The sequence below is a fragment of the Vibrio sp. 10N.286.49.E11 genome (assembly GCF_041469505.1).
GTDB lineage: Bacteria > Pseudomonadota > Gammaproteobacteria > Enterobacterales > Vibrionaceae > Vibrio > Vibrio crassostreae_C.
Map to the genome: position 1 here is coordinate 1,110 of NZ_JBFRKQ010000111.1, position 715 is coordinate 1,824.

At 46.2% G+C, this 715-nt stretch carries 2 protein-coding genes; both read right to left on the reverse strand.

The genetic code is table 11. The features are described from left to right. Window positions 1-485, reverse strand: a 485-nt coding sequence (locus AB4167_RS21130) for an IS66 family transposase zinc-finger binding domain-containing protein (RefSeq protein WP_372136975.1), incomplete at its 3' end; no start/stop codon positions are given. Window positions 486-544: 59 nt separating this feature from the next. After that, a partial coding sequence (gene tnpB, locus AB4167_RS21135) for an IS66 family insertion sequence element accessory protein TnpB (protein ID WP_136982973.1) occupies window positions 545-715 on the reverse strand: 171 nt, incomplete at its 5' end.

Sequence of the window (715 nt, forward strand, 5' to 3'; positions counted from 1 at the left end):
CCTGTTTTCTCGCACTGGCGGCAAGCGTACTTAGGACGAACATATTCCAACACTTTGAGTACCGCTGGCGTGAACTCTAGCTTCTCGCTGCGGTCTTCCCCGATTTTATGCAGGCTATGATTGCAGCAAGCGCACTGCTTTTCATGGTCGTCTACATCAAGTTCGATAACCTCACGAGGCAAGGTCTTAGGCAGAGGTTTACGTTTACCGCGCTTTTTCGTTGTGGTCGTGGTTGTCACCTCAACCTCGTCTTCTTTAACGGCTTCACATTCCGCTTCGTTGAAGAGGTCACCTTGTGATTCATCGTAAGGTTTTAATGCCTCCGAGCGTTTCGCGAACTGACGGTCGAAGGCGAGTTTGAGTTGTTCAAGCAGCGATTGGCGCTCTTGTTTCCACTCATTTTTCTCCGACATCAGAGCAGCTACCATCGCTTGTAGCTCGGCAACATCTTGGCTTTCTGGGTTGATATTTGGCGTCTTTTTCATAGCATTGATTATACTAAAATCGTGCCGTTAACGCTTGGAGAATAAGGCTTTATTCTCGATTAACTCATTGTAAAATCGTTTATTTTGATGGGTTCGTGGCCGATAATTGTGAAGCCTGAAAGCAGTCTATCAAGCTCAAATTGAGTGAGGGTAAACACCTGATTTTTCTCTTTTGAAGGCCACTTATACTTGGCTTTTTCAAGGCGTTTATACCAGAGGGCGAAGCCTGT